Here is a 25869-nt window from a genome sequence, read left to right as displayed (position 1 = left end):
GCTCTGTCCACAAAGAAGGCAGTCGCGCTGCAGTGCGGCATGCGCGGCTTGCACGTTTGTGTACAAACGGTATCGTCGCGACGTAGGTTTTGACGAGCACATGGCCACGGGCTTGGGAACGAGGATGACGCAGACACCGATCCGCCTCACCGTGAATGGCAGGATCCACGAGATCACGGCAGCGCCGCAGACGCCGCTGCTCTATGTGCTGCGCAACGATCTCGCGCTCAACGGTCCGAAATATGGCTGCGGCTTGGGCGAATGCGGCACCTGCACTGTCCTGATCGACGGGCAGGCCGCGCGCTCCTGCGTGATTCCCGTGAGCGGCTGCGCAGGCCGCGACATCCTGACGCTCGAAGGGCTCGGCACGCGCGACAAGCCGGACGTGGTGCAGCAGGCCTTCATCGACGAGCAGGCCGCGCAATGCGGCTATTGCCTCAACGGCATGATCATGACCACCAAGGCGTTGCTCGCGATCAACCCGCAGCCGACCGAGCAGGAGGCGCTCGCGGCGCTGCGCTACAATCTCTGCCGCTGCGGCACGCATGTCGAGATCCTGCGCGCGGTGATGCGCGCATCCGGCCAGATCACTGAGGCCGTTGATTGATGGCCTCCCCTCTTTCGAACGGAGCTGAGCGGCAATCCGGTTCGCTCGTTGTCGTCCGTACCGTGGACGAAGTCACGTCCGAGACCTTCGTCCGCATCACCGCGGATGGATCGGTCACGGCCTATAACGGCCATGTCGATCTCGGCACCGGGATCCGCACCGCACTCGGCCAGATCGTCGCCGAAGAGCTGGATGTGTCCTTTGCGCGCGTCGTCGTGGTGCTCGGCGACACCGCCGTGGTGCCGAACCAGGGCGCGACGATCGCCAGCGAAACCATCCAGATCACCGCCGTCCCCCTGCGCAAGGCCGCCGCCCAGGCGCGGCACTTTCTGATCGCGCGCGCAGCCGAGCGGCTGGAGCTGCCGGCCAGCGACCTCAAGATCGAAGACGGCCTCGTGCGCGGGCGCAACCGCAGCGTCAGCTATGGCGAACTGATCGGCGGCGAGACCATTCGCCTCGAGCTTGCCGACGACGTCGCGCTCAAGCCCGTTGGCGACTACGCCATCGTCGGCCAGTCGACGCCGCGCGTCGACCTGCCGGCCAAGGCGACCGGCGAGCTGACTTTCGTGCACGACATTAGGGTGCCCGGCATGCTGCACGGCCGCGTGGTGCGCCCGCCCTATGCCGGCGTCGATGCCGGCCCGTTCGTCGGCACCAGCCTGATCGCGGTGGATGAGTCCTCGGTACGCGACATTCCCGGCATCATTGCCGTCGTGCGTATCGGCGATTTCGTCGGCGTGGTCGCCGAGCGCGAGGAGAACGCGATCCGCGCGGCGGAGCAGCTGGCGGTGCGCTGGAAGTCGACGCCTCATCTGACCGATCTCGCCGACGTCGAGACCGCGCTGCGCGCCAATCCATCGACGCCGCGCACGCTGATCGACAAGGGCGACGTCGATAAGGCGATATCAGGCGCGGCCAAGCCGATGCAGCGCACTTATGTGTGGCCGTACCAGATGCACGCCTCGATCGGGCCGTCCTGCGCAGTCGCCGATGTCCAGGACGGCAACATCCGCGTCTGGTCGGGCACGCAGAACCCGCATGTGCTGCGCAGCGACCTTGCGCTCCTGCTCGAGCGTCCCGAGAGTGAGATCGAGGTGATCCGCCTGGAGGCCGCCGGCTGCTACGGCCGCAACTGCGCCGATGACGTCACCGCGGACGCGCTGCTGCTGTCGCGCGCCGTCGGCCGCCCCGTACGCGTGCAGCTGACGCGCGAGCAGGAGCACGCCTGGGAGCCCAAAGGCACCGCGCAGCTCATCGACGTCAATGGCGGGCTCGACGCGGACGGCGGCGTCGCCGGCTACGACCTCGCCACGCGCTACCCTTCTAACGCTGCGCCGACATTGGCGCTGCTGTTGACGGGGCGAATCTCGCCGGTGGCCGATGTGCTCCAGATGGGCGACCGCACCGCGATTCCGCCCTACGACTACGACCACGTGCGCGTCGTCGCCCACGACATGGCGCCGATCGTGCGCGCGTCCTGGTTTCGCGGTGTCTCGGCCCTGCCGAACACGTTCGCGCATGAATCCTATATCGACGAGGCCGCGACCGAGGCCGGTGTCGATCCGATCGAATACCGCCTGCGCTACCTGAAGGACCAGCGCGCCATCGATCTCGTCAACGCGGTGGCCGAGCGCGCGGGCTGGACGCCACGCCCCGTGCGCGAGGAGAAAGACGGCGAGATCGTGCACGGGCGCGGCTTTGCCTATGCGCTCTATGTCCACAGCAAGTTTCCGGGCTATGGCGCGGCGTGGTCGGCCTGGGTTGCCGACGTTGCCGTGAACAAAGCGACGGGCGATGTCAGCGTCACGCGCGTGGTCGCCGGGCAGGACTCTGGCCTGATGATCAATCCGGACGGCGTGCGCCACCAGATCCACGGCAACGTCATCCAGTCCACCAGCCGCGCGCTCATGGAGGAGGTCTCGTTCGAGCGCGGCGCGGTGACGGCGCGCGAATGGGGCGCCTATCCGATCATCCCCTTCCCCGACGTGCCCAAGATCGACGTGCTGATGTTGCCGCGTCAGGACCAGCCGCCGCTCGGCGTCGGCGAGTCCGCCTCGGTGCCGAGCGCAGCCGCGATCGCCAACGCGATCTTTGATGCCACCGGTGTGCGCTTTCGCGAGCCGCCGTTCACGCCGGAACGCATCCTGAAGGGATTGCACGGCGACGCGGCAGCCATACCGCAGGCGTTGCCCGCGCCCGCTGCGCCGCAGCCGTCCCGCATCTGGCAGAATCCGTTCGCCAAGCGCGTCGGCATTTTCGCAACGATTGCGGCGGTCTGCACCGCGGCGATCGGCGTCGGCGCGGCCCTCTTGCCCGGACGCGCCATCGCGCCGATCGCGCGGCCTGATGCCTCGGTCTATTCCGCGGCGACGATCGCGCGCGGAGAGCAGCTTGCAGCACTCGGCAATTGCGCGGAGTGCCACACCAGCCTCAATGGCGTGCCCAACGCCGGCGGCCGCGCACTTCAGACGCCGTTCGGCACGATCTACTCAACCAACATCACGCCCGACGCCGAGACCGGCATCGGCGCCTGGTCCTATCCCGCCTTCGAGCGTGCGATGCGCGACGGGCTGCACCGCGACGGACGGCAGCTCTACCCCGCCTTCCCCTACACCCATTTCGCCAAGACCAGCGACGCCGATATGCAGGCCCTCTACGCCTACCTGATGACCCAGCCTTCGGTTCGCGCCACGGCGCCGGCGAATGCGCTCGCCTTCCCGTTCAACCTCCGCCCGCTGCTTGCGGGCTGGAATGCGCTGTTTCACCACACGCAAGAATTCAAGCCCGATCCCGCCAAATCCGAGCAGTGGAACCGCGGCGCCTATCTCGTCGAGAGCCTTGGCCATTGCAGCGCCTGCCATTCGCCGCGCAACGCGCTCGGCGCGGAGCAACGCGAAGCCTATCTCGCCGGCGGCTTTGCCGAGGGCTGGGAAGCGCCGGCGCTGACCTCGCTCTCACGCGCACCGATCCCATGGAGCGAGGACGAGCTGTTCGCCTATTTGCGCACCGGCCATTCGCGCTATCACGGCATCGCGGCTGGCCCGATGGCGCCGATCGTCAAGGACCTCAAAGCCCTGCCCGACCCCGACATCCGCGCGATGGCGGTCTATCTCAACTCGTTCAACGACACCGCGATCGATACGCAGGGCCAGGATGCACTTGCCGCAAAGCTTGAGAGCACAACGCAGGTCACGGTGGCGCCTTCCACCGGCGCGCGGCTCTATCAGGGCGCCTGCGCCGTCTGCCACGAGGTCGGCGGCCTGCCGCTGTTCGGAACTCGGCCCTCGCTGGCGCTCAACAGCAATCTGCACAGCGCCACATCGGACAATCTCGTGCAGGTCGTCCTGCACGGCATCGCCGAGCCGGTGTCGAGCGATCTCGGCTACATGCCGGCGTTCAAGAACAGCATGAGCGACGCGCAAGTCGAAGAACTCGTCAGCTTCCTGCGCAAGCAGTTCGCGCCGGACAAGCCGGCCTGGACCGGCGTCCGCGAGACGATCGCGCGGGTGCGATCGTCGGTGCACTAGACGTTCCGTCATTCCGGGGCCCGAGCGCAGCGAGGGAGCCCGGAATCCATAATCACCAGCCGGGGTTATGGATTCTCAGATGCGCAATTGCGCATCATAGCTCGTCGCTTCGCGGCGCCCCGGAATGACGCCGAGTGAAACGTCAGAGGTACAACTCTAGCCGTGCTTCTTCGCGTCCACCGGCGGCGTGCCGTGGGTGTGGAACGACTCGATCGTCTTTAATCCCCACGCCTGGCCCTTCTTGCGCTCTTCTTCCGTCCACACGATCGGCTTCCAGTCGGGCGCGAGGATGAGGCGCGCGCCGGCATTGGCGACCTCGACGCGGTTGCCGCCGGGCTCGTAGACATAGAGGAAGAAGGTCTGCTGGATCGCGTGCTTGTGCGGGCCGGTCTCGATGTGCACGCCGTTCTCCAGGAAGATATCGGCGGCGCGCAAAATCTCCTCGCGGCTGTCGAGCGCGTAGGTGACATGGTGAAAGCGACCAGGCGTGCCGGAATGGTCGAGCGAATAGGCGAAGTCGTAGCTCTTGTTCGACATCGTCAGCCACATCGCCGCTTCCCGCCCGTCGTCGAGCACGATCTGCTCGGTTAGGCGACAGCCGAGATAGTTTTCGAAGAACTCGCGGTTGGCCTTGATGTCGACGGCAAGGCAATTGAGATGGTCGAGCCGGCGGACATTGACGCCGCGCGCCGGAAAACGCTGCGCCTGGTTCTTCAGCGCCGGCTTCAGCTCGGGCGGCGCCTGGTACCATTCGGTCTCGTAATAGAGCTCGACGATGTGGCCATCAGGATCGCGGCAGCGGAAGGTCGGCCCCTGCCCCATGTCGCCGTCGATCCAGCCGATGTCGAAGCCGGAGCCTTTCAGCGCGGCGACGCGGCGCTCCAGCGCCTGCTGGCTGCGCGCGCGCAGCGCCATATGCTCCATGCCTGATGTCTTCGACGCCGTGAGCTTGAGCGAATAGCGCTCGTAATCGTCCCAGCCGCGCAGGTAAACCGACTCGCCCTTCTGCCCGCTCACGGTCATGCCCATGACGTCGACGAAGAATTTCAGGCTCTCGTCGGGCTTCGGCGTCAGCAGCTCCATGTGGCCGAGATGAGCAAGATCGAGGATTGGTTCGGGCTGCATACTTTCCTCCAGGCGTGGCTGCGATCCGCCGGACCGGATCGCGCAACCGGACGCAAGGCTGCAAACGCGCTCGAGCGTACGGGGGGCGGCATCCAGGCCGCAGGTTCATTTGTACTAATGTACAAATGATTAGGTCACGTCAACAAATCAAAACATGGCCGCCCGGATCGAGTGACGCGCCAGCCGGGATGACCTCCATCCCCCGAACGGCGGACCGACTGGCCGAATGGTAAAATCTTCCTTAAGCGCTGTCGGGCCTATCGGCCTAGAAAAGCGGCATTCCCCTACCGATTCCGCCCGCAAGTATGCATTAGGAGCAAATCTCTCAACCGAATTGTCGCAGATTTAACAAAGCCCCCGCGCCTGCCGTTTAACCGTTTGTCCAGCCGCGGCACGCATAGTCAGGGTTAAACCCCTTGCTCATGCCAGGTTCATTCATCGTGACATCCTTCGGACGCGTGATTTCAGTACGCGGGTCGCTCGCCCGGGTCGGGCTGCTGGCGGCAAGCCAGATGCCGGTCTCAGAAATTCGGGCCACCGTCGGCCGTTTCGTCAGCATCCGCTGCGCCAGCTCGGTGATCGTCGCCATGATCACCGAGGTGTCCTGCGAGAACCTCTCGAGCTCCGACTACATCGCCATCGCGTCGGTCGACCTGCTCGGCGAAATCCACAATGCCGCCGACAAGGCCAAGTTCCAGCGCGGCGTCACCAACTATCCGACCATCGGCGATTCCGTCGACCTGATCACGAGCCAGGAGCTGCGCACGATCTACGCGCCGACCGGATCGGACCAGATCAATGTCGGCTTCCTCCAGCAGGACCGCTCCGTCGTCGCCTATGTCGACGTCGAGGAAATGCTCTCCAAGCATTTCGCGGTGCTGGGATCGACCGGCGTCGGCAAATCCACCGGCGTGTCGCTGCTGCTCAACGAGATCCTGAAATCACGCCCGAACCTGCGCATCTTCCTGCTCGACGTGCACAACGAATATGGCCGCTGCTTCGGCGACCGCGCGCTGGTGCTCAACCCGCGGAACCTGAAGCTGCCGTTCTGGCTGTTCAACTTCGAAGAAATCGTCGACGTGCTGTTCGGCGGCCGCGCCGGCGTGCCCGAGGAGCTTGACGTCCTCGCCGAGGTGATCCCGATCGCCAAGGGCATCTACACCCAGTATCAGAACACCGATCGGCTCGGCCTGAAGCGCATCGATCCCAAGCAGGTCGGCTTCACCGTCGACACGCCGGTACCATACCGCCTGGTCGATTTGATCTCGCTGATCGACGAGCGCATGGGCAAGCTGGAAAACCGCTCCTCGCGCATCATCTATCACAAGCTGATCTCGCGCATCGAGGCCGTCCGCAACGACCCGCGCTACGCCTTCATGTTCGACAACGCCAATGTCGGCGGCGACACCATGGCCGAGGTGATCAGCCATCTGTTCCGCCTGCCCGCCAACGGCAAGCCGATGACGGTGATGCAGCTCGCCGGCTTCCCGGCCGAGGTCATCGATTCCGTCGTCTCGGTGCTGTGCCGCATGGCCTTCGACTTCGGCCTGTGGAGCGACGGCGTGTCGCCGATGCTGTTCGTCTGCGAAGAGGCGCACCGCTACGCCTCCGCCGACCGCAATGTCGGATTCGGGCCGACCCGCAAGGCGGTGTCGCGCATCGCCAAGGAAGGCCGCAAATACGGCGTCTATCTCGGCCTCATCACCCAACGTCCGGCCGAGCTCGACGCCACCATCATCTCCCAGTGCAACACGCTATTCACGATGCGTCTGGCCAACGAGCGCGACCAGGCGCTGCTGCGCGCCGCGGTGTCGGATGCCGCCGCGAACCTGCTGTCCTTCGTGCCATCGCTCGGCACCCGCGAGGTGCTGGCGTTCGGCGAAGGCGTCGCGCTGCCGACCCGCCTGCGCTTCAAGGAGGTGCCGCCGCACCAATTGCCGCGCGGCGAAGCCACCATCTCAAGCGTGCCGTCCGTCACCTCGGGTCACGACATGCATTTCGTCGGCGCTGTGCTCGAGCGCTGGCGCGGCGCTACCTCGCAGCGCGACGTGCCGAACGACCCGGTGTTTTCGCAGCCGCCCGCGAAGACGCTCGCGACCGCCGAAGCGCCGATGCTGCAGCCCTCGATGGGGCTGGACCCGGATCGCTTCTCGCTGCTGAAGAAGCCACTGCGGTAAGGAACGGACACCGCTTCGGCAAATTCCGCTGTCATGCCCCGGCTTGACCGGGGCATCCAGTACGCCGCGGCCCCTCGATTCAATCACGATCGCCTCTGGAATTTCCCGAACAGCGGACAGTCGTGAAAGACGGGGAATGCCCGGATATCGCGGCTCGAGGCCGCGTCTCGCGGATAGCCCAAGGCTTGTCCTTCGTGCTACCCTTGCCTTTTGGAGCCGGTTTGAGCACGCGGGGCGCGAGGATGTCCGTGGGCGGTGCCAATATTGCGGATCGTAACATCATAACGGTGCTCGCCGTCGACATGGTGGGTTCAACTCGCCACATCGCGGCTTGCGACCCCGATGAAGCTCAAACGTTTTTGGACCAGTGGCTGGATCACATCCGCAGCTCCGTGGAGCGTCTCGGGGGACAGATTGTCCACTATGCGGGAGACGGTGGCATTGCCATATTCGGCTGGCCAACCGCATATGAGGATCATGCGGATCGTGCGTGCATCGCAGCCTGGGACATTCAGAGTCATAGCCAGTCGACCGGCCCCAGGGGAGATCCGGTCAATTTTCGCGTCGGACTTCACTCCGGCCTGGTCGGCTTACGCATAGGCGGCAAAAATGCCATCGCCCGCTTCGACGTTGCCGGAGCGACCGTGCACGTTGCTGCCAAGCTGCAGCAGGAAGCAGCGGCAGGCGAGATCAGGGTTAGCGCCGAAACCGCAAAGCTGTGCCGATCGCCACTCGGCCTTACGGCACACAGGACGACTTCGGGAATCTCCGATCGGGTCATCGAGGCCTACACGCTGAATGCCCGGCCGGACGATGTCGATCACAACGAAATCGCCAGCCGCTATCAAAATCCGATCGTGAATCGGGTCGACGAACTTGCGGCGCTTCGGGAGCTCCTCCCGCGCCCGGGCGGCAAAAGCTGCTCCGTCACCCTGCTGGGCGAACCAGGTATCGGCAAGAGCCGCCTTGCGACAGCCGTAATGACCGAGGCACTGACATCCGACGTGAGATGCTGCGTCTTTTATGGCGGCGTACAGAAACGTGCCACCGCATTCGCCGCCGCCCGCACCTTGGTGGGCGACATGCTCGCTGCAAACAGCTCATCTTCGGATGCACATATTCGTGAGGCTCTCGCGAAACTGCACGTCGAGGCAGCCGATCGCAGAAAGCTCGAAGCCCTATTCATCGCCGGAAAAGCGTCCTCTCGCCAACGATTGACCGACAATACGCAAACGCAAATTGCACGTGCACTTGTCAATGCCTTCCTCGCATCGGCGCTTGATAGACCAACTCTCTTGCTGATCGAAGACCTCCAGTGGATCGATCCGGAAAGCCGCCATTTCCTGAAATTGCTCGCGCGCGCAAGTACCCCAAAGCCGCTTTGCATATTGCTGACCGGACGTCCGGAATCATCAGACCAGTCCATGGAGATTGCGGACTCGCTCATTCATCTACAACCGCTGTCGCGGGCCTGCATGGAGGCTTTGGGACGCCAATTGTGGCCGAAAACTCGATCCCCGACCGTGTTTGCGAGAGCCATCGATCGCGCCGACGGCGTCCCCTTCGTATTGGAAGAGTTCTTGCGTTCGGCGGACGCGACGAACGCAACGAGCGAACATTCGCTGCCTCAGAGCGTCGAGTCCGTGATTCATGCGCGGCTGCAACGACTTTCTCCGAAGTTGAAGGCATTCGTGCAGACGCTCAGCCTGCTGGGAGAGGAGGTCGAAATCCAATTGGCTACGACGGTGCTCGGCGTGGACGTAGGCGAGCTGCTGACTGCGTTGTTCGAGCTTGCCCGATTTGCTTTTGTTCATCCGCTTGCGGGTAACTCCGTGCGTTTCCGGCATCAGATCATCGCCGAGGCCTGTGCAAACACGATACCGCGTGGCCGGCGCCTGGAAATCCACCAGGCCGCTGTCCAGGCGATCATTCGGCGCTACCCGAATCTGGATGGTCGTTACGAACAGTTGGCCTTTCATGCAGAGGAATCCGGAGATGCTGATGCTGCACTTGGCTATCTCTGGGACGCCGCCGTCGAAGCGCGCCGGAACGCCGCAGCCTCATCGCTCAGTTTGATATACGACCGGGCGATCAAGCTCATCGAGCGTCTTGGGGAAGCCGCCGAAGAAAAATATGTCGACTTCGGTCGAATGAGCTTCGCTTCGATGCTGCAACTCGGCGAATTCAAAAAAGTAAATATGCATTTGCCACGAACGTTGGAGCTGGCGCGGCGCCAAGGCAGGATTGCTCACGTGTGCAGCGTCCAGTCGCAACTCGGGATGGTCTACTGGTTTGAGGGCCGGTATGAAGAAGGGCTGCAAATAACGAGCGAGGGATTGAGAACGGCTCGAGCGCTGAAATCGACCGCACTCATATTTTCAAATCAGACCATCATGGCAAATGTGTTGCACAGCATGGGCCACGTCCATCGCGCGATTGCGGCGATGGACGAACTGAATGAAATGCTCACAGGAGAACTCGAGACTGCCCGTCTCGGGACACCGGCCGGTCCAAAATGCACGGTTTTGGCATTCAGGAGCTGGTTCATGAATGCAACAGGTCAATATGCGGAGGCGCTCGGATTCGCATTGCGTGCATTGGAGATCGCAGTTCGCGAACAGGATTCATATGGGCAAGTGCTCGCCCGCATTACGATGGGACGAAATCTCCTCATGCTCCATCGAAATGACCAGGCTGTGGAATGCTTGTCGATTGCAAGGGAGATCGTCGAACGTAACGGCTACGATGCCAGCAAGGCGAACCTGACCGGAGCAATGGCGACCGCTCTGGCACGAACAGGCCAGGCACATCAGGCCGTCGACCTGATAGACGCTTGTATGGAGAGCGGCACGCATCTGCGGACAGGCCAGATCGAGCTCTGCCTTCTCTATGCGGGTTACGCTGAGGCTCTCGTTCGGGACGGGAAATCCGAACGTGGCCTGAGCGCCTTGGATGACGCTCTTTCCATCGCCAGGACCATCAGGAACCCATGGCTGATTGTCGAATGTCTTGGTTTGAGGGTGCGACTGCTCGCCGAGGCGAAGCCTGGCACCGCCCGCGTCGCTGAGGATCTCGCCGAGATGCACGCGATTTGCGATCAGTTTGGCATTGTTGCCTGGGACGGATCCCGGCTCGCGGTTTAGCAAGGCCGCTCGTGTCGAGACACACCAGTTCACCGGGCCCGTTTCGCGGGCTCGCCGCGCTCAACGGGCGTGGCATGCAATCCGGAGCTTCGACCCGGAGCAACGACCTTGACGGGACTTTGCCAAGAAGTACAATCTCGAGCATCCGGCGGCTATTTCTGACAGCTCTCGTCGCTACCGGGCGAGCTGCGTCTCGCCGAGCTGCGCATATCTCCACAGATTCTGATTTTGAGAAAACAGGTGGTTCAATTGTAGTTCACGGAGGGTCATGCGATGGGTCGTGTCGCTTTCCTCATTCGCTTTGCGCTGGTCGTCGCCGCAAATTCGGGAATTGAGACCGCTCTCGGCGATCCAATATATGTCGACCAAGGCCCGACATGGACAGCGGAAGACAGGGCTGACTACTACACGCGCGACCAAGGCTCCCGCTTAATCAAACTCACCTGGCTACGCGCATTGAAAACGAAGGACGGACAACCGTTCCTCTCGGATGGTCTGACCCGATACGGCTTTCTCCCGAATCCGGGCAATAATGCCAACCTCCCCGTCGGCCTCCACACCACAGGTCCCGCAGACTCCCCGATGGTCGGGATAACATGCTCCGCGTGTCACACGCGGCAGGTTGAAGTGGAGGGCAAGACGTACCGCATCGATGGCGGTCCGGCCTTTATGGATTTCCAGGAGTTCCTGAGCGACCTGGACAAGGCGGTAGGAGACGTAACCGCCAGCGACACGGCATTCGCTGCATTTGCTGCGGCCGTCTCCCAACCTGCGACACCTTCTGCTGCCGATGTTGCCGCACTACGTCAGAGGGTTGATGCATGGCACCGGCGCGTTCATGCATTCGTGACCGGTACATTGCCGCCAGTTGGTTGGGGCCCCGGACGTCTGGACGCGATCGGGATCATCTTCAACCGCATATCCGGCACCGACGTTGGGCCGCCGCCTGATTTTTTGATCAAGGAAAACATGAGGATTGCCGACGCTCCGGTGCGGTATCCTTTCCTGTGGAATACACCGATGCAGAACCAAACCGACTGGGCCGGTTTTGTGTCGAATGGAAACCGCGTTTTTGCACTTGCCCGGAACACCGGGCAGGCTCTGGCGTTCGCCAACTTCGAACCAAAAAAGCGTTCGCTCGGCTTATTCTTCGACTACGCCAACTCCATCAACTTCGATGGGCTGGAAAGACTCGAGAAACTGGTCTTGAAGATGGGTCCGCCAAAATGGCCACGGGAATGGCCTTTCGACAAGAAACTGGCTGACGAAGGTCAAAAACTCTACCAAAGACACTGCAGTGACGGGTGTCACGAGAAGAAGGAGATACACGCCCTGCGTGACTTGTTTGCTACGACGTGGGAGACGCCGCTCAAGAACGTCGGCACCGACACTCGTCAATTCGATGAGCTCGGTTGGAGAGTGAAGACCGGCGCGCTGAAGGGAGCAGGCACCCCGGGGGTCGCCAGGGATCTCGAGGAAGAGGATTACGCCGTCCACATGATGTTCAGCGCAGTCGCCGGTACGATTCTGAACTATAAGCTGTCTCTGGGGAGCGAGCTCGGTGCCGGTGACGGCTTTGGCTCCTCCTTGCCTCGCAACGGGCAAGTGGCACGCACCGCGTCCAAGTCTCCGCTGCCAGCGTCACCGGCTCCGGCACGGGCCTCCGCCGAACCGCCCAGCGCGCAACCATCGGGACCGCCGGAAAGCCTGACGATCGAGCCTTGGACGTTTTTCAAGCGCACCCTCAAAAGAGGCAAGTATGAAGCTCGCGTGCTGGAGGGAATTTGGGCCGCGGCGCCTTACTTGCACAACGGCTCGGTGCCGACATTGGCGGAATTGCTCGTACCGCCTGCGAAGCGTATGTCACAATTCAAAGTTGGCGCGAGATACGACATCAAGAATGTTGGTCTTGACGTCACACAAGAGGGGCCAAATCGTCCGGTCACCGATTGCAATGACCTCAATTCAGGAAACAGCCGATGCGGGCATGACTATGGCACCCGCTTGAGCGACGACGAAAAGAAGGCACTCCTCGAATATTTGAAGACTCTTTGAGAGCCTCGACTCTGTCTGCGCTAGCTAGGAAGTAGTCCGCGCAAGCGCTTTGCGCGAAGGACTGCGATCGACTATGTTCCGCGTTTCCCCGAGAGCTCCGGAACATCGTCATGTCCCCTCCTCCCTCAAATCGCTTCCCCGCACCCGCCCACGACACGCTCCCCGACGACATCCGCACGCGCCTGCTCGCCGTACAGGAGAAGAGCGGCTTCGTGCCGAACGTGTTCCTGACGCTGGCCTACCGGCCCGACGAGTTCCGCGCGTTCTTCGCCTATCACGACGCGCTGATGGAGAAGGACGGCGGCCTCACCAAGGCCGAGCGCGAGATGATCGTGGTCGCGACCTCGGCGGCCAACCAGTGCCAGTATTGCGTGATCGCGCACGGCGCGATCCTGCGCATTCGCGCCAAGAACCCGCTGATCGCCGACCAGGTCGCTGTGAACTACCGCAAGGCCGACATCACGCCGCGGCAAAAGGCGATGCTCGATTTCGCGATGAAGGTCTCGGCCGACGCACAGCGCGTCTCCGAGGAGGACTTCGCGGCGCTTGCACCGCACGGCTTCAGCGACGACGACATCTGGGACATCGCCGCAATCTCCGCCTTCTTCGCGCTGTCCAATCGGCTGGCAAACTTCACCGGCATGAGGCCGAACGAGGAGTTTTACCTGATGGGGCGCTTGCCGAAAAAATGACGGAGCTCGACTGGTCCGAAATCCTTGCTCGTCTCGGTGCCGCGACCGTCGCCGCCGGCGCGATCGGCCTCGACCGCGACCTGCACGGCAAGCCGATCGGGCTGAAGACGCTCGGCATCGTCGGGCTCTCCACGGCGACCGTGGTTCTGCTCGCCCTGCAGCTCGCCGAGCCAACCAAGGTCGCCGATGCCACCAGCCGCGTCATCCAGGGCATCCTCACCGGCATCGGCTTTCTCGGTGCCGGCGTCATCGTGCATCAAAGCATGGGATTTCGCGTCCGCGGACTGACCAGCGCCGCCTGCACCTTTCTCGCGGCCTGCATCGGCATCGTCTGCGGCGCCGGACAATGGAAGATCGTCACCGTCGCGCTGGCGCTCGCCTTCGTGCTGCTGACGGTGGGCCGCCACATCGAGCGACGGTTGCACCGCGTGCTCGGCGGGAAGGAGGATACGCACACCGCGGAGACGTCTCCGGACGCGCCGCCGCGGACCTAGCCGGCTGCGCCAGCACGCGGCTCTCACATCCGTCACGTTTTCCGTCGCTGGCTCCAGAAGCTTCCGACACCGACGATGGCGGTGACGAGCAGAACGGCAACGAAGGTCTGGATGATCGTGAAATTCAGGGCATCGCGCGCGACGAACAGCGCAGTGATGGCACCGGCAACGATGAAGAGAATGCGAAAAATTGCGCTCACGGTGATGCCTCCGGGTCAGCATGACTCGGAGCCACCTGCGCCCTCGACATTCAGGCAACACCGGTTCGGCAATCATGCCGACGGACCATAGCGCCCTGCACCGATACGAATTTGCGGTAGGTCAAGTCGCCTGCGCGCCTCAAAGCATTGGCGACTGATGCAGGTAACGGCCGTCGAAATCGGCAAGTTCCAGAAATTTCCACTCGTCCAGCACCGTGACGCGGCCGCGGTGCAGCTCGACGATGCCCTCCTGCCGCAACTGCTTGATCACGCGGTTGGCGTGCACCCCGGTGATTCCCAGAGCTTCGCCGATCTGCTCCTGGGTCAGCGGCATCTCGAAGCTGTTGCCGTCAAGACGCTCGATGACCCGGAGGCGTTCGCGCAGCTCGATCATGACATGGGCAAGCCTTGCGGGCGCGGGACGCTGGCCGACATTGACGATCCATTCGCGGAACATGGCGGCGTCGATCAGGGTGTCTCGCCAGAACATCTCGGCGACGCTTGGACTGCGCTGGTGCAATTTTCGCAGCGTTTCGTGACTGATGAAGCCGAGCGTGCACGGCGTCAGCGTCGACAGGTCGTGATCCATCACGTGCAGAAACAGGCTCATCAGGTCGGGGATCTCGCCGGGGATGTGGATGGAGAGGATCTGACGCTTGCCGCTTGCTATCGTCTTGGAACGCGCACAGAAGCCATCTGCGATCAGGCAGCAATCGGTTGCGCGCTCGCCGTCGCGCACCACGGGCGCCTCCGCCGAATATTGACGAACCGCAATCGGGAGCGCCTCGATCTCCTTCACGTCGTCGTCCGAGATGCCGGAAGATGTACGCAAACGCCTGACAAGCGCAGCACGGATCGTATCGCTGGGCACGCGAGCTAGCTCCGGTTGGTATGAGATGGGACCTGTACTGCAATCCCTGGCGCAGAGGCGCCGCTGCAATGAAAAACCCGCGATCCACGCCCCCGGTTCCAACAAAAGTTAAGGACGCCACTCGCCTCCCCATGGTTGGCTTCGCGCCGCAAAGGTCCAGCCATGACCAAGAAACGCAACCGCACGCGACCGGCCCTGTCACTCCAGGAGCGCCTGAACAGGTTCACGCAGGACGCCCGCGCCGCGGCCAAGAAGCTGCCCGCCGGCACCGAACGCCACACACTGTTGCAGAAGGCGCGCGACGGCGAGGCAGCCGCGGAGATCGAACGCCTTCTGTCCTCACCCGGCCCGCAGGACCAGAAGTGATCGTCCCACCGTTGCGTAGCGGCGACTGCGAGGCGCTACACCGCTAGCGCTGCGCCATCAACTCGAGCGCCGGAGCAAAGCGCTCGGAGAATGTCAGCGTCTTGGCGTGGCGAACTGCGGCAAACGATGCCGAGATTCCTGCTGTGGCGACTGCGAGCAAGGCGATTACGAAAACCAGACGGCGCATCTCGGCCTCCTGTGTGAGCTCGACTACCCCACAGAGATGGGGTGGCTCTGTTTCAGGACGGTTTCATCCCTGCGGAAAATGACTTCGCTCAAGCGGCTGTGATGAGATCCGGCTTCTCGGGCCGCCGCGCCGTAACCAACTAATAATCATCGTCGTTGTCTTGCGACGGTCGCGAGCGGTGCCGGGAATTTCGCGCCGGCGGCTACGATCATGAATCGCAAGACTGCCGCGATAAGCAGTATTCGCAGCAATGCGGAGTCATCGAGGATTGCTCAAATGAACGTCGTTATCCGGAAGCTCAATGGTCTGTGGCACCTCGTCGTCGGCTCGTGCCAGATCCGAACGCCCTTCCTGGCAACCCAGGACCGCGCGCTGGTCGTGAGCTACGCCCGGCGCGTCTACCCCGGCGCCAAGATCTTTCAGCGCGACTGATGCGAGCGGTTGCGCCTAATCGTCATCCGCCGGCCCGCACCAGCCGGGCAGATAGATAGCGTCCTTGCTCTTGGCCGCGGACAGGGCCTTCTCGAGCGCCTTGTCGAAATTGGCATCGACTGCCTTGCGCGTCAGTTTCCGGCGCAGAAAGTCGGCCCACAGGAATTCCGAGAACGGCGTGGTGTCCTTGGCGAAGCCGCCCATGCGGCGGAGCTCGCCGGCAAGGCTCCGGAACGGATCGTCCTTGAGATCGACGACCGATTTCGGCAGATCGCGGAACGGCCGCCGCTCGCCCTTGGAATCGTAAGGATAGACCCAGCGCTTGTTGTCCATCACGCCCCAGAAAGCCTCGCGCTCGACCATTCTGAGGTCGCCGACCACGGTCACCAGCACTTCCTTGACGCCCTCGTCGTGCAATGCGCGGCCGAGATGATGATGGTCGATCACGTAGTAGCGCTGGTCCGGTCCGTAGACGACGGGGATCATGTGATTGCCGAGCAGGTCGGCCTGCTTCTTCTTGCCGTGCTCGCGCCAGCGCTTGCGCTTCTCCTTGACCTCGCGCATGCCGACCGTCATCTGCGTCGGCCGGAGCGACAGGATCGGCACCGGATGCACTCTCGGTTCGCGCGCGTTGGTGGTGGTCATGATGAAGGCCCCTCACATGGTTGCAACCGGTGGTCCGGTTCCCTTGATTATGCCACGGGCCCCGCGGTGGCAAAATGCGTTCGATCCGGCCGCGGAGATCACAAGCAGATGTTCACGAGAGCCGGCGATGCGTGCTTCGGCGGTGTTGTTGCAACGCAACCTCCGCTTCCTGTCACCGACCTGACAGCCGGCGCCGCGTTCGCTCGCGCGCCGTTCCGGAAATATGCCATGCAAGATAGTGCGAAAGCGCAATGCACGTGCGCGTTGAGAAGATTTTCTGCAAGGCATTCACGGCGTATGCTATCTAAAAACCGCTGCTTCGGAGTGATCCCCGCACCATGAAAACACAGCGGCCCATCAGCTCGGATGACGAGCACCGGGTGCTCCAGTTCAGGCCGCGCAACGCGTCTCCCCCACCGGTCCAACGGGGCAGCGGTACCGTGCAGCCGCTGCGCGTCGCGCCCGAGCCGCTCGACCTGTCGCGCTACGAGAAGCCCCGCCCGGAACCGGACAATTTCCGCCACCGCATGCTCGCCAATATCGCGGCGCTCGCCTTCACCATCGCGCTGACCGCAATCGGGATCTGGCTCGCGGTGAGCATTGCCGACCTGCGCCGCACCCAGGATTGCGTGCTGATGGGCCGCCGCGACTGCGCCAAGATCACGACGCCCCATATCTAGGCACCCCCCGGGTGAAAAGGCCGCCGACGGCATCCCCAGCCCTGTCGCCGGGGCCGCCCGGCTCCATTGAACTCAGGGCGGCGCTCCGATATACGGGCTTTCGACCCGGCCAGAGGGGGGGTTGAGGGCGTCATCGGGGCGCGATGCCCACCCACCGTTCCACTCTGGAACCTCAGACAAATATCAGCAATATATCAAAGGCTTAGTGATGTCCTCCACATTCGATCAGGTCGCTACGATCATCGCTGAAACCTGCGACATCCCGCGCGACACGATCACGCCGGATAGCCACGCCATCGATGACCTCGGCATCGACAGCCTCGATTTCCTGGACATCGCGTTCGCGATCGACAAGCAGTTCGGCATCAAGCTGCCGCTGGAAAAATGGACCCAGGAGGTCAACGACGGCAAGGCGACCACCGAGCAGTATTTCGTGCTGAAAAATCTGTGCGCCCGCATCGACGAACTGGTTGCGGCCAAGGGCGCGAGCGCCTAAGCGCGCGGTCATGCAACTCGAATACTTCCACATGATCGATCGCGTCGTCGACCTCAACGTCGACGCGAAGACGATTGTCGTCGAAGCCCTGGTCCCCAAGGAGAGCACAATCTTCGAGGGGCACTTCCCAGGCTATCCCCTGATGCCCGGCGTGCTCCTGATCGAATCGATGGCCCAGGCCTCGGGCTGGCTTCAGCTCGGCGTGCTCAAGTTCGAGCGCATGCCGATCCTGGCCGCCGTCAAGGAGGCCAAGGTCCGCGGCTCGGTCTTCCCCGGCGATCTCATGACCATCGAGGCGACCCTGTCGCATCAGGGCTCGGGCTATGCGGTGACCGAGGCCAAGATCAAGGTCGGCGGTAAGCTGCGCGCGAATTCGACGCTCACCTTCACGCAGATCCCCTTCCCCAATGCGGATATGCGCGGCTTCATGGACGCGGTCGCCAAACGCGTCGGCTTCCCGCAACAGGCCGGATCGCCATGACTGACACTGCTTTGAAGCCCGGCCAGACGGAAGTCTGGATCACCGGCATTGGCCTCGCCACCTCGCTCGGCGAAGGCCTGGACGCCAACTGGGCCGCGCTTCAGGACAAGCGCATCAATGTCGACGAGAAGGGCTTTGCGCCCTGCATCGTGCATCCCCTGATGCCTGTGACCTTCGACAGCCAGATCCCGAAGAAGGGCGACCAGCGCCAGATGGAAGCCTGGCAGCGCATCGGCACCTATGCCGCGGGCCTTGCGCTCGATTCCGCCGGGATCAAGGGCAACAAGGACATCCTGTCGAAGATCGACATGGTGGTGGCCGCCGGCGGCGGCGAGCGCGACCTCAATGTCGACTCCGGCGTGCTCACGGCCGAGGTCAAGGGCGCCAATGCGCCCGGCTTCCTCAACGAACGGCTGATGAGCGATCTCAGGCCGACGCTGTTCCTGGCCCAGCTCTCGAACCTGCTCGCCGGCAACATCGCCATCGTGCACGGTCTCGGCGGCACCTCGCGCACTTTCATGGGCGAAGAGGTCGCGGGTGCCGATGCGGCGCGCATTGCGCTCGCGCGCATCGCCTCGGGCGAGAGCGACATCGCGCTGATCGGCGGCTCCCACAATGGCGAGCGCAAAGACCTGATGGTCCTCTACGAATTCGGCGACTTCAACCTGAAAGACAAGTTTGCTCCGGTGTGGGCGCGCAAGGATCACCCCGGTTTCGCGTTGGGATCTGCCGGCGCGTTCCTGGTGCTGGAATCGAAGGCGCACGCGGAAGCGCGCGGCGCAAAGCCGTTCGCAAAGCTGTCGAGCGTCGTTGCCGACCTCGCCCGGCGCAAGCAACCCGGCGACACGGCCGCGACGCTGGAGAAGCTTTGGGAAAAGCTGCCCAGGCGCGAGGGCAAGGGCGCGATCATATCGGGCGCGACCGGCGCGGAGCCCGCGACGTCAGAGGAGCGCGGCTTCCTGAAGGGCCATGCTGACTTCCCGGTGCGTTCGACCGGCACGATGTTCGGCCACGCCATGGAAACGCAATTCCCGCTTGGCATCGCGCTCGCGGCGCTGTCGATCTCGCGCGGTGCGCTGTTCCCGCCGAACGATTCCACCGGGACCGAGATTGAAATGCAGGGCGCGCCCACCCAGATTGTGGTGGTGGGGGCCGGACACTGGCGCGGCGAGGGCATGGCTCTGGTCGAGGCCGTAAGCTGAAGCGCGTCGCGCTTTGGCGGATGCTCTAGCTCAATCGGGGGATCGACATGACTGCACCACGCGACAAACTCGGGCGTCCCGTCGTCGTCGTCACCGGCATGGGCATCATGACCTCGCTCGGCAACGGCAAGGCCGACAATTGGGCGAAGCTCGTGGCCGGCGAATCCGGCATCCGCACCATCACGCGCTTTCCGGTCGACGGCCTGAGGACGACGATGGCCGGCACGGTCGATTTCGTCAGCGTCGATCCGTTCTCCTCCACCGGCCTGTCCGAGCGGATGGCTGAGCTCGTCACGCAGGAAGCGCTCGCGCAGGCCGGCATCGGCGCCAAGGCCGATTTCCCCGGTCCGCTCTTCCTTGCGGTTGCACCGGTCGAAGTCGAGTGGCCGCAGCGCCGTGAGCTCGGCCGTGCCGTCGGCGCGCAGGATATCACCTATGACGATCTGCTGCGCATCTCCGGCGGCGGCAAGTACAGCGCCTATCACCACCGCTTCATGTTCGGCTCGGTAGCAGCTTATCTCGCCGAGACCTTCGGCACCAAGGGCTCGCCGATCTCGCTGTCGACGGCCTGCGCCTCGGGCGCGACCTCGATCCAGCTCGGCGTCGAGGCGATCCGCCGCGGCGAGACCGATGCCGCGCTGTGCGTGGCAACCGACGGCACCGTGAACCCCGAAGCTCTCGTGCGGTTCTCGCTGCTCTCGGCGCTGTCGACCCAGAACGATCCGCCGCAGGCGGCCTCCCGCCCCTTCTCCAAGAACCGCGACGGTTTTGTCATGGCCGAAGGCGCCGGCGCCCTCGTGCTGGAAAGCTACGAAGCAGCGACCGCGCGCGGCGCAAAAATCCTCGGCGTGATCGCCGGCTGCGGCGAGCTCACCGATTCCTTCCACCGCACCCGCTCTTCGCCTGATGGCAAGCCGATCATCGGCTGCATGAACAAGACGCTGGCCGATGCCGGCATGACGCCGGACCAGATCGACCACATCAACGCGCACGGCACCGCGACGCCCGAGAACGACAAGATGGAGTTCAACACGACATCGGCCGTGTTCGGCGATCTCGCGCAGAAGATCCCGGTGACCTCCAACAAGTCGATGGTCGGCCACACCATCTCGGCCGCGGGCGCGGTCGAAGCGATCTTCTCGCTGCTCACCCTCGAGCATCAGCGCATTCCGCCGACGATCAACTACGACAATCCGGATCCCACGATCCTGTTCGACGTCGTCGGCAACAAGGCGCGCGATGCCCGCGTCACCGCGGTCATGTCGAACTCGTTCGGCTTCGGCGGCCAGAACGCCTCGCTGATCCTGACCCGCGAACCGGCCTGACCGGACGCATGGCGCTGTTACCTGCGAGCATCAAGGCCCGCGCGCGGGAGGCTGCCAAGTCGCTCGGCGGAAGCCTGATCGGGGCCACCACCGTCGGCATGCTGCGCACCACGCGCTATTTCGATCCGGCCAAGACCTCGGACTTCTTCTCCCGCGTGGTGAAGACGATCGGCCCGCGCCTGCGCGAGCACCGCATCGGCCGCGCCAACCTCACCGCGGCATTTCCGGAGAAGTCGCCGGAAGAAATCGAAACCATCCTGATGGGCGTGTGGGACAATCTCGGCCGCGTCGGTGCCGAATTCGCCCATATGGACCAAGTCTGGGATTACGACCGCGATCATCCGGAAAAGAGCCGGATCGAACTGCCCCAGCGCAGCATCGAGCTGTTCGACCAGATCCGCGACGACGGCAAGCCGGCGCTGATCTTTGCAGCCCATCTCGCCAACTGGGAACTGCCGGCGCTCGCCGCCGTCGCGCATGGGCTGGACACTGCGATCCTCTATCGCCGGCCGAACATCGCCTCTGCCGACCGCATCATCCAGGAGATGCGCCAGGTCAACATGGGCACGCTGATCCCCGCGGGGCGCGATGCGCCGCTGCGGCTCGCGCAGGCGCTGAAGGACGGCAAGCACGTCGCCATGCTGATCGACCAGTACCTGACCGGCGGCGTCGAGGTCACCTTCTTCGGCCGCAAGACCCGCGCCAATCCGATGCTGGCGCGCCTGCTGCGCCAGGTCGAATGCCCGATCCACGGCGTCCGTATCATCCGCCTGCCCGGCAACCGTTTCCGCGGCGAGCTGACCGAGGAGATCAAGCCGGTGCGCGACGCCGACGGCAAGATCGACATCCAGGGCACGACGCAGGCGATCACGAGCGTGGTGGAAAGCTGGGTGCGCGAGCATCCCGAGCAGTGGCTGTGGCTGCATAGAAGGTGGCGGTAGCGAGCCGTCAAACGGCTAACGCGGCTACTTATTCCTCATCCTGAGGAGCGCGAAACGCGCGTCTCGAAGGATGCAGGCCCGGCCGGTGGCCTCGCCCTTCGAGACGCGCGCGAAGAGCGCGCTCCTCAGGGTGAGGGTCCGGCCTTCTCTCTACCGAAAGACTTCGTCCCAAACAAAAAGGCCCCGGCGCATGACCGGGGCCTTCGCGTTCAAGCTCTCGAACCGTTCAGTACTTCGCGACCACCGGTCCGCCGAAGGTGTAGTTCACGCGCACCGTGCCGATGTCGATGTCCTGGCTGATGCGGTGGGTGCTTGGCGGCGCGGCGAAGGGCGCAATGGTGTTCGTGGTCACGTCCCGGCTGCCCATGAACAGATGATCGTATTCGACGGCGACGGACCAGCCCGGCGCGAAGCCGAACTCGATTCCCGCACCGACGGTCCCTCCCCAACGCGTCTCGGAGCCGACGGCACCGGTCTGGCCGGCGACGACGGCGAAGAACGGCGCGAGAGCGGCCGCGCCGGCCGGCGTCACCGTGAGCGAGTATTTGTCGTGAACGACGGCCGCACCGCCCTTGGCATAGAGCAGCACATTGTTGAAGGCGTATCCGACCTGCCCCGTGAACAGGCCGAAGGCGTCGACCTTGGTGACGTCGTTGAGGAGAGAGGTGGTACCAAAGACGGCATACTGACTCGCATTGCTACCCCTAAAATCGGCCCAGTTGCCCTGCGCCTCTAGGCCGAACACCCAGTTGGTCGCCTGCCAGCGATAGCCGATCTGTCCACCGACGGTGGCGCCTGTCGCGTTGTGGCACCCCTCGGGAACTGACGGCACGATCGGGAAGCCGGAATCGTTGAAGATGTCCCAGCAGGTGTGCGCAGAACCGCCGCCACCGTTGATACCGAGATAGAGACCGCCCCAATTGTAGACCGGCGCCACGACAGGAGCCTTGGTGTAACGCGGGGCCATGTCAGCCGCCGACGCAGCGGTGACGAACAGCAACGAGCCGGCCGCAGCCAGAACAATTTTCTTCATTGGGGCAATTCCTATGAACGAATATATTCCGGTTCCATACACCGGAACCGCGCCGGACGCTGTCACCCCAAGGACACATCCGGATACCATCGCAACGACGTAAGGTTGTATGCGCAATCTGAGAAGACCGGCCGGAGATCGGCACCGCGCGCGCTGCTTCAGGTCATTGCGTCCGCGCGTCGATGAAGCCAGGCGTCATCGCGACTTAAGCACCGCCACCGCCGGCGACCCGCAGGTGACGCTTCTACTGTGCATGGGGTTGTTTTGCAGATTTTGGCTTCCGGGCGGTTCCCAGAGCGACTACCGCCCCGTCTTCACCTTCGTCCACAGCCGATTGATCACCCGCTGCGTCGCCGGCTCACGCGCCGTGATGACGAACAGTTTTGCGAGCGTCGCCTCGTCCGGATAGATGTTCTTGTCGTTCAGAATCTTCGGGTCGACCAGCTTCTGGCTGGCGAGGTTGCCATTGGCGTAGGACAGGAAGTCCGAGTTCTTCGCGGCGACGTCCGGACGGTAGAGATAGTTGATCAGCTCGTAGGCTTCCTTGACGTTCTTGGCATCGGCGGGGATCGCGAGATTGTCGAAGAACATCTGCGCGCCCTCCTTCGGGATGGCGTAGCCGATCTCTATGCCGCTGCTGTTCTCTTTCTTGGCCTCCGCTGCGCGGGCGCGCGCCTGCATGATGTCGCCGGACCAGCCGACCACGAAGCAGATCTCGCCGGTGGCGAGCGCGCTGAGATATTCGGACGAATGAAACTTGCGCACGGACGGGCGGACCTTCGCGACGACGTCGGCGGCCTTCTCGAGGTCGGCCTGCTTGGTCGAGTTCGGATCGAGCCCGAGATAGTTCAGCGCCGCCGGAAAAATGTCGTCGGCGGAGTCGAGCATGTGGACGCCGCAGTCTTTGAACTTCGCCAAATTCTCCGGCTTGAAGACGATGTCCCAGCTGTCGATCTTCGCGTCGGCTCCCAGGATCTGCTTCACCTTGGCGACGTTGTAGCCGATGCCCGTCGTGCCCCACATGTAGTTGGCGGCGTAGACATTGCCGGGGTCGTAAATGCCAAGGCGCTCGGTCACCACCGGCCAGGCATTTGAGAGGTTCGGCAGCTTCGACTTGTCGAGCTTCTGGAAGATGTTGGCCTTGATCTGGCGCTGGAGGAAATAGGCCGTGGGCACCACGACGTCGTAGCCGGACTTGCCGGCCATCAGGCGCGTCTCCAGCGTCTCGTTGGCGTCGAACGTGTCGTAGACCACCTTGATGCCGGTCTCCTTGGTGAAGGCATCAAGGACGTCAGGCGCCATGTAGTTCGACCAGTTGTAGAAGTTGACGACCCGCTCCTCGGCCCCTGCGGGGGCGGAAAGCAACGTCAGCGCTGCGGCGATTGCAAAACCAAGGCAACGCCAGGAGCGGCCGACGTTCGTCATCTTTCCTACCTCTTGCGTCCGCGCACCGCGTCCGACAACCGCTCCAGCGCGGTGTCGAGCGTCGCGTCCTTCTTGGCAAAGCAGAAGCGGACCACGGAGGTCACCGCGTCCTGCTCGTAGAAGGCCGACACCGGGATCGCCGCGACCTTGTAATCCTTCACGATCCGCCAGCAGAACTCGGTATCGCTCTCGTTGAGCCCGAGCGGCGACAGGTCGACGGTGAGGAAGTAGGTGCCCTGCGACTTCAGCACGGGGAAGCCGAGGCTCTCCAGTCCCCTGGTCAGGCGGTCCCTGCTTCGCGTCAGGTCCTTGCGCATCGACAGGAAGTAGTCGTCGGACTTGCCGAGCCCATAGGCGACGGCGGCCTGGAGGTTCGGTGCGGTGGTGAAGGTCAGGAACTGGTGCACCTTGGCGGCCACCCGCAGCAGCGGCGGCGCGGCGCAGACGAAGCCGATCTTCCAGCCGGTCAGCGAGAATATCTTTCCGGCCGAGCCGACCTTGATGGTGCGATCGCGCATGCCGGGGATGGTGATCAGCGGGACGTGCTTGTGCTCGTCGAAGGTGACGTGCTCCCAGACCTCGTCGCAGATCGCGATGACGTCGAACTCCTGGCAGTAGCGGGCGAGCAGCTCGAGGTCCTCGCGCGGATAGACCACTGCGGACGGATTCAGGGGATTGTTGAAGAGCACCGCCTTGGTCTTTGAATTGAAGACGCTTTTCAGCATGTCCTCATTCAGCCGCCAGTGCGGCGGCTCGAGGCGGACGAGGCGCGGAATGCCGCCGGCCTGGCGGATGATCGGCAGGTAGGAATCATAGACCGGCTGGAAGCAGACCACCTCGTCGCCGGGCTGGACCACCGCGAGGATCGCCGAGGTCAGCGCCTCGGTGCCGCCGGAGGTCACCATCACCTCGCTCATCGGATCGAGCTTGAGGCCGTGCCAGTGCCCGTAATGAGTCGCGATCGCCTGGCGCAGCTCCGGCAGGCCCATCATCGAGGGGTACTGGTTGTAGCCGTTCAGCGAGGCATCGGCCGCGGCGCGGCGGATGTCCTCAGGCCCGGGATCGTCGGGAAAGCCCTGGCCGAGATTGATGGCGTTGTTGTCGCGCGCGGCCTGCGACATCGCCTCGAAGATGGTGACGGGAAGGTCGGCAAAGACCTTGTTCAGCGAGGAGCTCTTGGTCGTCATCGCGAGGTCAGCCACCGACCTTGCTGGGAAGACCCGCTGCCTTCCACCCCAGCATGCCGCCGGCCAGATGCTTGTCGTAAGGCAGACCCGCCGCCTGCGCCGCGAGCGAGGCCGTCACCGAGCGCTTGCCCGAGCGGCAGGCGAACACGACCTCCTTGCCCTGGGGATCGGGGATCGCCTTGGGATCGAAGGTCGAGAGCGGCACGACGACGCCGTAGGGATAGGCCTCGGCCTCGACCTCGTTCGGCTCGCGCACGTCGACAAGGAGATAGCGCCCTTCCGCGACACCCTTGGAGACCTCGTCCGGGGTCAGATCCTGTACCTGGTTTGCCACATCATCCTCCAACGTCACGAGCCGCCTGCCGGGGCGATCCCGGCGGGCGGCAACCTCGCCTCTCGGCAGGCGAAAATCAAGCGCTACAAAGGCTTGAGCTGCATCCCGCAAGTTAAAGCTAAATCGCAGCGACTTGAAGTGCGGCTTTCAGGATGCCTGAAACTCCTGCTTCGCATCCCACCACGCGCTCGGTGTCATTCCCCGCGACCCGGGCTACGCCAAGGCTTCGCCGGGGCTGAGGTCC

General features: G+C 63.6%; 25 protein-coding genes. 15 read left to right on the top strand and 10 right to left on the bottom strand.

Going from position 1 to position 25869, the window contains the following annotated elements; translation table 11 throughout:
* Positions 1-124: 124 nt before the first annotated feature.
* Together ABIB95_RS03070 and ABIB95_RS03065 are read left to right on the top strand one after the other, a co-directional pair.
* Positions 125-607: a (2Fe-2S)-binding protein gene (locus ABIB95_RS03070; RefSeq protein ID WP_028159320.1), complete on the top strand. Its 483-nt coding sequence runs from the start codon at positions 125-127 to the stop codon at positions 605-607.
* The gene (locus ABIB95_RS03065) at positions 607-4134 is read left to right on the top strand and encodes a molybdopterin cofactor-binding domain-containing protein (protein WP_354237867.1); all 3528 of its coding nucleotides are present in this window, start codon (positions 607-609) and stop codon (positions 4132-4134) included. The genes ABIB95_RS03070 and ABIB95_RS03065 overlap by 1 nt, the downstream gene beginning before the upstream one ends.
* A gap of 156 nt (positions 4135-4290) precedes the next feature.
* Here the strand turns inward: ABIB95_RS03065 and ABIB95_RS03060 are convergent, their stop codons facing one another.
* Together ABIB95_RS03060 and ABIB95_RS03055 are read right to left on the bottom strand one after the other, a co-directional pair.
* Positions 4291-5259, bottom strand: a complete 969-nt coding sequence (locus tag ABIB95_RS03060; protein ID WP_354237866.1) for a catechol 2,3-dioxygenase — start codon at positions 5257-5259, stop codon at positions 4291-4293.
* 370 nt (positions 5260-5629) lie between these two features.
* Positions 5630-5848: a hypothetical protein gene (locus ABIB95_RS03055; RefSeq protein ID WP_231144588.1), complete on the bottom strand. Its 219-nt coding sequence runs from the start codon at positions 5846-5848 to the stop codon at positions 5630-5632.
* Here ABIB95_RS03055 and ABIB95_RS03050 point away from each other — a divergent pair.
* From ABIB95_RS03050 to ABIB95_RS03030, 5 genes are all read left to right on the top strand, one after another.
* Complete coding sequence (locus ABIB95_RS03050; protein ID WP_224580704.1) at positions 5847-7436, top strand: ATP-binding protein; 1590 nt, start codon at positions 5847-5849, stop codon at positions 7434-7436. The genes ABIB95_RS03055 and ABIB95_RS03050 overlap by 2 nt on opposite strands.
* Before the next feature lie 248 nt (positions 7437-7684).
* Positions 7685-10579: an ATP-binding protein gene (locus ABIB95_RS03045; RefSeq protein WP_354237865.1), complete on the top strand. Its 2895-nt coding sequence runs from the start codon at positions 7685-7687 to the stop codon at positions 10577-10579.
* A gap of 273 nt (positions 10580-10852) precedes the next feature.
* The gene (locus ABIB95_RS03040; RefSeq protein ID WP_354237864.1) at positions 10853-12634 is read left to right on the top strand and encodes a di-heme-cytochrome C peroxidase; all 1782 of its coding nucleotides are present in this window, start codon (positions 10853-10855) and stop codon (positions 12632-12634) included.
* Positions 12635-12744: 110 nt separating this feature from the next.
* The gene (locus ABIB95_RS03035) at positions 12745-13326 is read left to right on the top strand and encodes a peroxidase-related enzyme (RefSeq protein WP_354237863.1); all 582 of its coding nucleotides are present in this window, start codon (positions 12745-12747) and stop codon (positions 13324-13326) included.
* A complete protein-coding gene (locus ABIB95_RS03030; protein ID WP_354237862.1) occupies positions 13323-13820 on the top strand; it encodes an MgtC/SapB family protein in 498 nt (165 codons plus the stop codon). The genes ABIB95_RS03035 and ABIB95_RS03030 overlap by 4 nt, the downstream gene beginning before the upstream one ends.
* Before the next feature lie 32 nt (positions 13821-13852).
* On the opposite strand, the gene ABIB95_RS03025 is transcribed toward ABIB95_RS03030, so the two are convergent.
* On the bottom strand, positions 13853-14020 hold the full coding sequence (locus ABIB95_RS03025; RefSeq protein WP_166094532.1) for a hypothetical protein: 168 nt from the start codon (positions 14018-14020) through the stop codon (positions 13853-13855).
* Positions 14021-14159: 139 nt separating this feature from the next.
* Positions 14160-14891, bottom strand: a complete 732-nt coding sequence (locus tag ABIB95_RS03020) for a Crp/Fnr family transcriptional regulator (protein WP_354237861.1) — start codon at positions 14889-14891, stop codon at positions 14160-14162.
* A 162-nt stretch (positions 14892-15053) separates the two neighbouring features.
* Here ABIB95_RS03020 and ABIB95_RS03015 point away from each other — a divergent pair, with 162 nt between their 5' ends.
* The gene (locus ABIB95_RS03015) at positions 15054-15257 is read left to right on the top strand and encodes a hypothetical protein (protein WP_354237860.1); all 204 of its coding nucleotides are present in this window, start codon (positions 15054-15056) and stop codon (positions 15255-15257) included.
* Between the two features lie 43 nt (positions 15258-15300).
* Here ABIB95_RS03015 and ABIB95_RS03010 read toward each other — a convergent pair whose 3' ends face one another.
* Positions 15301-15444 carry a hypothetical protein gene (locus tag ABIB95_RS03010; protein ID WP_166094525.1) on the bottom strand — a complete coding sequence of 48 codons (144 nt, stop codon included), beginning with the start codon at positions 15442-15444 and terminating at the stop codon, positions 15301-15303.
* A 276-nt stretch (positions 15445-15720) separates the two neighbouring features.
* Here ABIB95_RS03010 and ABIB95_RS03005 point away from each other — a divergent pair, with 276 nt between their 5' ends.
* Positions 15721-15876, top strand: a complete 156-nt coding sequence (locus ABIB95_RS03005; RefSeq protein ID WP_166352319.1) for a hypothetical protein — start codon at positions 15721-15723, stop codon at positions 15874-15876.
* Between the two features lie 15 nt (positions 15877-15891).
* Here the strand turns inward: ABIB95_RS03005 and ABIB95_RS03000 are convergent, their stop codons facing one another.
* Positions 15892-16521: a ParB-like protein gene (locus ABIB95_RS03000; RefSeq protein WP_063983964.1), complete on the bottom strand. Its 630-nt coding sequence runs from the start codon at positions 16519-16521 to the stop codon at positions 15892-15894.
* Positions 16522-16859: 338 nt separating this feature from the next.
* Here ABIB95_RS03000 and ABIB95_RS02995 point away from each other — a divergent pair, with 338 nt between their 5' ends.
* The 6 genes from ABIB95_RS02995 (at position 16860) to ABIB95_RS02970 (ending at position 21646) form a co-directional block, all read left to right on the top strand.
* The gene (locus ABIB95_RS02995; protein ID WP_063983965.1) at positions 16860-17201 is read left to right on the top strand and encodes a hypothetical protein; all 342 of its coding nucleotides are present in this window, start codon (positions 16860-16862) and stop codon (positions 17199-17201) included.
* 208 nt (positions 17202-17409) lie between these two features.
* Positions 17410-17697, top strand: a complete 288-nt coding sequence (locus tag ABIB95_RS02990) for an acyl carrier protein (RefSeq protein WP_007592476.1) — start codon at positions 17410-17412, stop codon at positions 17695-17697.
* A gap of 10 nt (positions 17698-17707) precedes the next feature.
* Positions 17708-18178, top strand: a complete 471-nt coding sequence (locus ABIB95_RS02985) for a 3-hydroxyacyl-ACP dehydratase FabZ family protein (RefSeq protein ID WP_063983966.1) — start codon at positions 17708-17710, stop codon at positions 18176-18178.
* Positions 18175-19380: a beta-ketoacyl-ACP synthase gene (locus ABIB95_RS02980; protein WP_071915112.1), complete on the top strand. Its 1206-nt coding sequence runs from the start codon at positions 18175-18177 to the stop codon at positions 19378-19380. The genes ABIB95_RS02985 and ABIB95_RS02980 overlap by 4 nt, the downstream gene beginning before the upstream one ends.
* Positions 19381-19427: 47 nt before the next feature.
* Positions 19428-20705 carry a beta-ketoacyl-ACP synthase gene (locus ABIB95_RS02975; RefSeq protein ID WP_063983968.1) on the top strand — a complete coding sequence of 426 codons (1278 nt, stop codon included), beginning with the start codon at positions 19428-19430 and terminating at the stop codon, positions 20703-20705.
* A gap of 8 nt (positions 20706-20713) precedes the next feature.
* Positions 20714-21646, top strand: a complete 933-nt coding sequence (locus tag ABIB95_RS02970; protein ID WP_085404821.1) for a lipid A biosynthesis lauroyl acyltransferase — start codon at positions 20714-20716, stop codon at positions 21644-21646.
* 226 nt (positions 21647-21872) lie between these two features.
* Here ABIB95_RS02970 and ABIB95_RS02965 read toward each other — a convergent pair whose 3' ends face one another.
* The 4 genes from ABIB95_RS02965 to ABIB95_RS02950 all read right to left on the bottom strand — a co-directional run bounded on the left by ABIB95_RS02965 (position 21873) and on the right by ABIB95_RS02950 (position 25625).
* Positions 21873-22679, bottom strand: a complete 807-nt coding sequence (locus tag ABIB95_RS02965; RefSeq protein ID WP_071915118.1) for an outer membrane protein — start codon at positions 22677-22679, stop codon at positions 21873-21875.
* A gap of 300 nt (positions 22680-22979) precedes the next feature.
* The gene (locus ABIB95_RS02960; RefSeq protein ID WP_354237859.1) at positions 22980-24104 is read right to left on the bottom strand and encodes a polyamine ABC transporter substrate-binding protein; all 1125 of its coding nucleotides are present in this window, start codon (positions 24102-24104) and stop codon (positions 22980-22982) included.
* 5 nt (positions 24105-24109) lie between these two features.
* Entirely contained in the window at positions 24110-25291 is a 1182-nt protein-coding gene (locus ABIB95_RS02955) for an aminotransferase (RefSeq protein ID WP_354237858.1), read from the bottom strand.
* Between the two features lie 7 nt (positions 25292-25298).
* The gene (locus ABIB95_RS02950; protein WP_008139644.1) at positions 25299-25625 is read right to left on the bottom strand and encodes a rhodanese-like domain-containing protein; all 327 of its coding nucleotides are present in this window, start codon (positions 25623-25625) and stop codon (positions 25299-25301) included.
* Positions 25626-25869: the final 244 nt, after the last annotated feature.

This window comes from Bradyrhizobium sp. LA2.1 (genome assembly GCF_040547725.1).
GTDB classification, from domain to species: Bacteria; Pseudomonadota; Alphaproteobacteria; order Rhizobiales; family Xanthobacteraceae; genus Bradyrhizobium; species Bradyrhizobium barranii.
Note: the sequence above shows the minus strand (reverse complement) of the source record. Positions and strands in the feature narration are given on the sequence as shown.

What these genes read in the sequence shown, in the direction of transcription:
- ABIB95_RS02990 (WP_007592476.1), top strand. Translation starts at nt 17,410, where the DNA reads ATGTCCTCCACATTCGATCAGGTCGCTACGATCATCGCTGAAACCTGC.
- ABIB95_RS03030 (WP_354237862.1), top strand. Translation starts at nt 13,323, where the DNA reads ATGACGGAGCTCGACTGGTCCGAAATCCTTGCTCGTCTCGGTGCCGCG.
- ABIB95_RS03035 (WP_354237863.1), top strand. Translation starts at nt 12,745, where the DNA reads ATGTCCCCTCCTCCCTCAAATCGCTTCCCCGCACCCGCCCACGACACG.
- ABIB95_RS03010 (WP_166094525.1), bottom strand. Translation starts at nt 15,444, where the DNA reads ATGCGCCGTCTGGTTTTCGTAATCGCCTTGCTCGCAGTCGCCACAGCA.
- ABIB95_RS03015 (WP_354237860.1), top strand. Translation starts at nt 15,054, where the DNA reads ATGACCAAGAAACGCAACCGCACGCGACCGGCCCTGTCACTCCAGGAG.
- ABIB95_RS02960 (WP_354237859.1), bottom strand. Translation starts at nt 24,104, where the DNA reads ATGACGAACGTCGGCCGCTCCTGGCGTTGCCTTGGTTTTGCAATCGCC.
- ABIB95_RS02980 (WP_071915112.1), top strand. Translation starts at nt 18,175, where the DNA reads ATGACTGACACTGCTTTGAAGCCCGGCCAGACGGAAGTCTGGATCACC.
- ABIB95_RS02985 (WP_063983966.1), top strand. Translation starts at nt 17,708, where the DNA reads ATGCAACTCGAATACTTCCACATGATCGATCGCGTCGTCGACCTCAAC.
- ABIB95_RS03050 (WP_224580704.1), top strand. Translation starts at nt 5,847, where the DNA reads ATGATCACCGAGGTGTCCTGCGAGAACCTCTCGAGCTCCGACTACATC.
- ABIB95_RS03000 (WP_063983964.1), bottom strand. Translation starts at nt 16,521, where the DNA reads ATGACCACCACCAACGCGCGCGAACCGAGAGTGCATCCGGTGCCGATC.
- ABIB95_RS02955 (WP_354237858.1), bottom strand. Translation starts at nt 25,291, where the DNA reads ATGACGACCAAGAGCTCCTCGCTGAACAAGGTCTTTGCCGACCTTCCC.
- ABIB95_RS03055 (WP_231144588.1), bottom strand. Translation starts at nt 5,848, where the DNA reads ATGGCGACGATCACCGAGCTGGCGCAGCGGATGCTGACGAAACGGCCG.
- ABIB95_RS03065 (WP_354237867.1), top strand. Translation starts at nt 607, where the DNA reads ATGGCCTCCCCTCTTTCGAACGGAGCTGAGCGGCAATCCGGTTCGCTC.
- ABIB95_RS03040 (WP_354237864.1), top strand. Translation starts at nt 10,853, where the DNA reads ATGGGTCGTGTCGCTTTCCTCATTCGCTTTGCGCTGGTCGTCGCCGCA.
- ABIB95_RS03060 (WP_354237866.1), bottom strand. Translation starts at nt 5,259, where the DNA reads ATGCAGCCCGAACCAATCCTCGATCTTGCTCATCTCGGCCACATGGAG.
- ABIB95_RS03005 (WP_166352319.1), top strand. Translation starts at nt 15,721, where the DNA reads ATGAACGTCGTTATCCGGAAGCTCAATGGTCTGTGGCACCTCGTCGTC.
- ABIB95_RS02995 (WP_063983965.1), top strand. Translation starts at nt 16,860, where the DNA reads ATGAAAACACAGCGGCCCATCAGCTCGGATGACGAGCACCGGGTGCTC.
- ABIB95_RS03070 (WP_028159320.1), top strand. Translation starts at nt 125, where the DNA reads ATGACGCAGACACCGATCCGCCTCACCGTGAATGGCAGGATCCACGAG.
- ABIB95_RS02975 (WP_063983968.1), top strand. Translation starts at nt 19,428, where the DNA reads ATGACTGCACCACGCGACAAACTCGGGCGTCCCGTCGTCGTCGTCACC.
- ABIB95_RS02970 (WP_085404821.1), top strand. Translation starts at nt 20,714, where the DNA reads ATGGCGCTGTTACCTGCGAGCATCAAGGCCCGCGCGCGGGAGGCTGCC.
- ABIB95_RS02965 (WP_071915118.1), bottom strand. Translation starts at nt 22,679, where the DNA reads ATGAAGAAAATTGTTCTGGCTGCGGCCGGCTCGTTGCTGTTCGTCACC.